Genomic DNA, 6,774 nt, shown 5'->3' with positions numbered 1-6,774 from the left:
ATGGGTGAGATCGACAGCATCGAGTTCCTGATCGACAAGTTGGCCGCGACCAAGACCAACGACGAGTTCTTCGACTCCATGCGTCGTCAGCAGAAGTAAGCACTCGCCGAGCCCTGTGCAAACCGCGACCTTTTGGTCGCGGTTTTTGTTTATTCGCGCCTTGGTGCCTTGTTGGGGCAGGCGGCTGGCCCCGGTCAGCCAGTCGGCGTTGTCCCTGGATGGCGGATGGATTGGCCTATTTGGCCACAAGATGACGCAATCCGCGTGGGATCGCGGTTTTTGGTAAAGGATTTACCGTACTATGAAGCCTGGATGTCACATGGATAGAGACGTCATGAAAGGATTGATTTTGTTGTTGCTGGCCAGTCTGCTGACGGGAACGGCCACGGCCACTCCTGTCAGCAAGCCACCCCCGATCAAGAGCGCCCTGGTCGCCGATGAGGGACTGCGCGAAAGTCAGCGCTATCTACTCGAGCACCTCAAGGCCGGTCAGTTTGATGCGGTGGATACCTTGCTCGCCTCCCTCAGTCTGGGGCAGCGTGAATTTCTGCTCTACCAGCTGATCAGAGACCTGCACCACATACCCGCCACGGCACTATTGCAATCTTGGGTACAGACCCAGTCAACCAAGGCACCTCAATGGCTGGTCGAGGGGGAGGTCGATGGCTTCCTGATGCAACTGCCAGCCTATGATTTTCCCGCCGAGGCCCGTCTGTTGCTCACCCATTGGCAACAGCAGAACTGGCAGGCACAGTACCGACAGGCACTCAGTAATGGCAGCTTCGAATGGAAGAGCATCTACAACAGCCGCAATCCCCTCCTGGCCCAGCAGCAGCAGGCTTTGCTCCAGGCGATAGCCCAGCTGCCGGCCGGTTTGCTGTATAAGCAGGCGCAAGCGCTGGGCAAGCTGAACATATTTCTGCCCGATAACCGGCTGCTGAGCCAATTGCTGCTGCGCACGGGCGAACCCTCACTCTTTCTCATGCTGTGGCGCCAGCCAGTGGACGATGACAGCCTGGTGGCTCTCAAGGCATTGTCTTCCCTGCAACATGGGGAAACGGCGAGCGATCTGCTCATCGCCGCAACCAAGAGCCCCAAGCTGAAACGACCCGCGCTGAAGGCTCTCAGCCAACTCTCGCCCTTGCCCATCAAGGCCCAGGATTTCCTGCTGGCCGAGCTTGGCAACAGCCAATATGGCGGTCTGGTCGCCAGCCTGTTGCTCGAGGTTGATGAACCCAGACTGCTGGTACGATTGGCCGATGAATTGACACGCATGGAACGTCGACCGAACATCTCCCTGCTGTTGGCGCCCAATACGGGTACAACAGGGACCCCGCCGGGGTTATAATGCCTCACCTCCTGAATCCAGCCGGTACCCGCATGAAATACAAGGACTTGCGTGATTTTATTGCGCAGCTCGAAAAGAAAGGCCAGCTCAAGCGCATCAGCCAGGAGATCGATCCCTACCTGGAGATGACCGAGATCAGCGACCGTACTCTGCGGGCCGGTGGCCCGGCGCTGTTGTTCGAGAATCCCAAGGGTTATTCGATGCCCGTGCTGACCAATCTGTTTGGCACCCCGGATCGCGTCGCCATGGGAATGGGGCAGCAGGACGTGAGTGCCTTGCGTCAGGTCGGTACCTGGCTCTCTTATCTCAAGGAGCCCGAGCCGCCTCGTGGTCTCAAGGAGCTGATGGAGAAGCTGCCCATCTTCAAGCAGGTGCTCAACATGCCGACCAAGCGGGTCTCATCGCCCCCTTGTCAGCAGCTCGTGCTGGAAGGGGATGAGGTGGATCTGGACAAGTTGCCTATCCAGCATTGCTGGCCAGGAGACGTTGCCCCGCTGGTCACCTGGGGGCTCACTATCACCCGTGGTCCTTACAAGCAGCGCCAGAATCTCGGCATCTATCGCCAGCAGAAGATCGCCAGGAACAAGCTGATCATGCGCTGGCTCGATCATCGCGGCGGTGCCATCGATTTTCGCGAATGGCAGGAGGCACATCCGGGCAAGCGCTTCCCGGTCGTGGTGGCACTCGGTGCCGATCCCGCCACCATACTGGGGGCCGTGACGCCGGTGCCTGATTCGCTCTCCGAGTATGCCTTCGCTGGCTTGCTGCGGGGCAGCCGCACCGAGGTGGCCAAGGCCCTGAGCTGCGACCTTGAGGTACCAGCCAGCGCCGAGATCGTGCTGGAAGGGTATCTTGAGCCGGGTGAGATGGCGCCGGAAGGGCCCTATGGTGACCACACCGGTTACTACAACGAAGTGGATGAGTTCCCGGTGTTCACCATCACCCATATCAGCATGCGTCGGGATGCCATCTACCACAGTACCTATACCGGCCGGCCGCCCGATGAGCCTGCCGTGCTCGGCGTGGCGCTCAACGAGGTATTCGTCCCCATACTGCAAAAGCAGTTCCCGGAGATAGTGGACTTCTATCTGCCGCCGGAGGGATGTTCCTACCGGATGGCGGTGGTGACCATCAAGAAGCGCTACCCAGGCCACGCCAAACGGGTGATGCTGGGGGTCTGGTCCTTCCTGCGCCAGTTCATGTACACCAAGTTCGTGATCGTCTGCGACGATGACATCGATGCCCGTAACTGGCAGGATGTGATCTGGGCCATCACCACCCGCATGGATCCTGCGCGGGACACCACACTCATCGAGCATACCCCCATCGATTATCTCGACTTCGCTTCGCCCGTCTCGGGGCTGGGCTCAAAGATGGGACTGGATGCCACCAACAAGTGGCCGGGGGAGAGCAATCGCGAGTGGGGTCAACCCATAGTTCAGGATGAAGCCGTCAAACAAAAGATTGATGCCATCTGGTCAGAGTTGAATATTCTCGGCTGACTTGGATAGGCGTGGCCTTAGCATCGCGGTGGCGGAAAGATGGATATCATTTGGACGGAATTGGGTATCCTCGACCATACGACCCTTGGGTCATGAGTCTGAATCAATGAAAGGAGCGGGTCGCTCGGCCCGTCGCAAGGAATAGAATGCAACGTATCAAGTGCCGCGTAGCGGAGCTGCGTGAATATGTCGATACCATCTGGCACGTGGCTCTGACGCCACTGCAAGAGGTGAATTTCAAGCCGGGCCAGTATCTGCTGGTGGTGATGAGCGATTCGGACAAGCGACCCTTCTCCATTGCCAACTCGCCGACCCGGGATGGTGTACTGGAGCTGCAAATCGGGGCTACCCCCGAGAATGCCTATGCCGGCCAGGTGCTGGCCCGCATGCGCGAGCAAGGTGAAATAGAAGTGGAACTGGCGGCTGGCAAGGCCTTCTTGCGAGACAGCTCGCCCCGCCCGTTGATCCTGATGGCGGGGGGCACCGGCTTCTCCTATGCCCGCTCGATACTGGAGTCCTTGATTGCCAACGGCAGCAAGCGCCCCGTCTTCCTCTACTGGGGCGTGCGTCAGGCCCATTGGCTCTATGAGCAGGCCGAAATGGAGCGCTGGGCTGCCAGCTACGAACCGCTCACCTTCATCCCCGTGGTGCAGGAGCCCGAGGCTGACTGGGCTGGTCGCACCGGTCTGGTACACAAGGCGATCATGGATGACTTCGTGAGTCTGCATGACTACGACATCTATGTGGCGGGTCGTTTCGAGATGGCAGGCGCGGCGCGGGAAGAGTTCAAACTGCTGGGTGCCGAGCCTGAGCGCATCTTCGGCGACGCTTACGAATTCATCTAATGATCTGCGGCTCAACCTGCAGATGAACACGTGGATAGAACAAACCCCAGCCTGGCTGGGGTTTTTCGTTTTCTGGCGCGGCAGCCCTGGGGCTATTCGCCCTTGCCACCCAGCTTCTGCTCGAGCTGTTCCAGCTTGGCTTCCAGAGCGGTCAGCTTCTCACGGGTACGCAGCAGTACCTTGGTCTGCACATCGAACTCTTCGCGGCTGACCAGGTCCAGTTTGCCGAGCTGCGCTTGCAGTACCTGGCGGATCTTCTTCTCTACTTCTTCACCCATGGTGCGAATGCCGGGGGGCAGGGCGTTTTGAACCTGCTTGGCAATATCTTCCAGTTTCTTCGGGTCGATCATCACATCTTCTCCTCATCTGATGGCCGTTATTCTACCGACTATTTGCCTGCTTTGCCGATCCCAGGGGGATTTTTGCGAAGCCGTCCGGTTTTGCTGGCTGGTCGGGGCAGGGGAAGGCGCTGTCACTGATAACCTATTGAGTCTGTCGAAAATGCAATTCCTTGACCTTGTACACAAAAAAAGCAGATCAGATGACTGACCAGATGAGTGATAATTGTTGCTTGCCTGTTAATATGTTGGTGGCGACGATGAAGCGTCGACTCGTATGGATAACAACTAGAAGAGACATGGATATGAAAAAGAAGCTTGTTTATGTAGCCGTGCTCAGTGCTCTGCTGGCGGGTTGTGGTGGCAGTGACAGTAAGGATGACGACACGTCCAGCTACCTGGATTACCTGCTCACTGGCTCCAATGCGGTGCGGCCTAGCGCCCTGGCCGCACGAGCCAGCGATGGTACCCTCAAGTTTTCCACCGAGACGGCGGATCTCTCCAACCCGGTTTCAGCTCTGTCTACCCTGGATGGTTGGTCCACCACCCAGGCTATCCAGATTGTCCCTGTCACCGGCTCGGGCACCCAGGTGCCTGCACCCGCTGCGGCTGAATTCGGCGCCTCGGTCGCTCCCCTCTATCTATTGGAGCTGGCGTTCGACAGTGCAGCCCTGCGTCCGAGCGGCGTGAAGAAGGTGCTGACCTACGGCAGCGATTACGTGGTCGCCAGTGCGGGAGGCAAGCTCAACCTGGTGCCGCTCAAGCCGCTCAACCCCTCTTCCTATTACATGATCGTCGCCACCGACAGCCTGAAAGACAGCGAAGGCAAGGCGCTGCAGGCCGGTAGCGATTACAGCAACTTCAAGGGCAGCGCAGGTAGCACGGCTCAGGAGCAGACCATACACGGTCTGGTGACCCTGCAGGAGGCGCTGTTCAAGGGGGCCACCGGGGTAAGCAGCGACCATGTCATCTTCTCCGACTGGTTCGGTACCCAGTCCGGCGCCGATGTGTTGCTGGCGGTGAAAGGGGCTGCGGCCTCCATTCTCAAGAGCCCGACCCTGGATGCGGCCGCTTTGTGGAAACAGGATGCCGAGGGCAATGACAGCCTGCCGCTGACCTACACCATGACGGACCTCAATGCCGGGGTCGATTTCCTGACTCAGCTGGCTGCCGAGCCCTTCCTGCCGGACGAGCAGAAATCCCTGCTGGAGAGCACCATCACCAACAACCCCCAGTTGAAGGGTATCGCCGATCTGACCAAGGTCTACACGGGGGCGGTCAAGCTGCCTTACTTCCTGGCGACTCCGGCCAGCGCCGGTTCCTGGGACAAGGCCAAGACCCAGTCCTGGCACGGTGCCATCCCCAGCCTCTACGCCATCGCCAATGCGCTGAAGGCGAACGACAGCGAGGTGATCGGCGGTCTGGTCGGTGCCAGCGTGGATCCGGCCCTGCTGGGCGAGTTGATTGCCGATCCTACCCGTCAGGCCGAGCTGTTGGCCGAGGCGAGCAAGCTGATCGGGGTGACTCTCACCTCGGGCGGCAAGCCGCTGGATGCCGAGCAGAATATCGGTCGCTTCAACCCGTTGCCTGCCCTGACCGAGGTGCAGTCGGTGCCGATGCGCATCTTCGCCCCTACTGCCGATTTGAAGACCGTCACCGACGTCATCATCTACCAGCATGGCGTCACCTCGGTGAAGGAGAATGCCTACGCCATCGCCCTGAGCCAGATTGGCGCTGGCCTGCAGGCCATGAAGAATGTGGCCGTGGTGGTGATCGACCATCCGCTGCACGGGGAGCGCGGCTACGCCCTGACCGGCAGCATGGATTCGGTCACGACCGAGAGCAATCCGACCCCCTATCTGAATCTGAGCTACCTGACGGTGGCGCGGGACAACCTGAAACAGAGCGTGGCCGACTTGCTCGGTCTGCGTCTGGCGGTGGGGCTGGCCAATGCCAAAGGCCTGGGCACCCAGCTCGGCGGCGCCGGGCTCAAGGTACACTTCCTGGGGCACTCTCTGGGCGCCATCTCGGGAGCCGATCTGCTCTCCGTCTCCAACCAGAGTGTTGGCAATGCTCTGGCAGATAGCCTGTTCCAGTTCGACACCGGCGGCCTGGCCATGCCGGGTGGCGGCATAGCACCGCTGCTGCTCAACTCGCCGACCTTCGGCCCGACCATCAAGATGGGCGTGCTGACCGCAGGCAGCCCGGCGCTCAAGGCGGGCTTTACCGCCTATGCACCCAGCTGCCAGACGGCGGTGCCGACCTGCTTCGTCAACGAGTTCCTGCCTAGCCTGGATGCGGCCAGCCAGGCGACGGCGGCCAGCACCCTGCAAAGCTACAGCTTCGCCGCCCAGTCGGTGCTGGATTCGGCTGACCCGGTCAACCTAGTGGCAGGCATCAAGGCGGACTTCCCGCTGTTTGCCTCCGAGATCGTGGGCGATGGCGCCAGCAGCCTGCCGGATCAGGTGATCCCGAACAGCATCAGCACGGCGCCGATGGGTGGCACCGAGCCGTTGTTCAAGCTGCTCGGCCTGCAGCCGCTGACGGCAACCGGCGCGGCCAGCCACCATGCGGTGCGTATCCTGGCCGGTGGTCACAGCTCGCTGCTGGCACCGGACGAGAACTTCGATCCGACCGGCAAGGTTACCACCGAGCTGCAGACCCAGTTCGCCAGCTTCTTCATGAGTGGCGGTACCGCGGTCAAGGTCACGGATCCTACGCTGATCAAGCAGTAGGTGTGC

Annotated in this window: 5 protein-coding genes; 4 read left to right on the top strand and 1 reads right to left on the bottom strand. The window is 60.2% G+C overall.

Going from position 1 to position 6,774, the window contains the following annotated elements; genetic code table 11:
- Nucleotides 1–334 precede the first annotated feature (334 nt).
- The 3 genes from G113_RS07570 to fre all read left to right on the top strand — a co-directional run bounded on the left by G113_RS07570 (nt 335) and on the right by fre (nt 3,695).
- Nucleotides 335–1,348: a hypothetical protein gene (locus G113_RS07570; RefSeq protein WP_005897999.1), complete on the top strand. Its 1,014-nt coding sequence runs from the start codon at nt 335–337 to the stop codon at nt 1,346–1,348.
- A 32-nt stretch (nt 1,349–1,380) separates the two neighbouring features.
- The gene (gene ubiD, locus G113_RS07565) at nt 1,381–2,850 is read left to right on the top strand and encodes a 4-hydroxy-3-polyprenylbenzoate decarboxylase (protein ID WP_005897995.1); all 1,470 of its coding nucleotides are present in this window, start codon (nt 1,381–1,383) and stop codon (nt 2,848–2,850) included.
- Nucleotides 2,851–2,996: 146 nt separating this feature from the next.
- Complete coding sequence (gene fre, locus G113_RS07560; RefSeq protein WP_005897992.1) at nt 2,997–3,695, top strand: NAD(P)H-flavin reductase; 699 nt, start codon at nt 2,997–2,999, stop codon at nt 3,693–3,695.
- Nucleotides 3,696–3,787: 92 nt separating this feature from the next.
- On the opposite strand, the gene ubiK is transcribed toward fre, so the two are convergent.
- Entirely contained in the window at nt 3,788–4,045 is a 258-nt protein-coding gene (gene ubiK / locus G113_RS07555; RefSeq protein ID WP_005897990.1) for a ubiquinone biosynthesis accessory factor UbiK, read from the bottom strand.
- A 293-nt stretch (nt 4,046–4,338) separates the two neighbouring features.
- On the opposite strand from ubiK, the gene G113_RS07550 reads away from it, so the two are divergent.
- Nucleotides 4,339–6,768 (top strand): VolA/Pla-1 family phospholipase, encoded by a 2,430-nt coding sequence (locus tag G113_RS07550; protein WP_005897988.1) that lies wholly within the window; start codon nt 4,339–4,341, stop codon nt 6,766–6,768.
- The last annotated feature ends 6 nt before the right edge of the window (nt 6,769–6,774 follow it).

It is taken from the genome of Aeromonas molluscorum 848, assembly GCF_000388115.1.
GTDB classification, from domain to species: domain Bacteria; phylum Pseudomonadota; class Gammaproteobacteria; order Enterobacterales; family Aeromonadaceae; genus Aeromonas; species Aeromonas molluscorum.
This window is presented reverse-complemented; position numbering and strand designations above follow the sequence as displayed.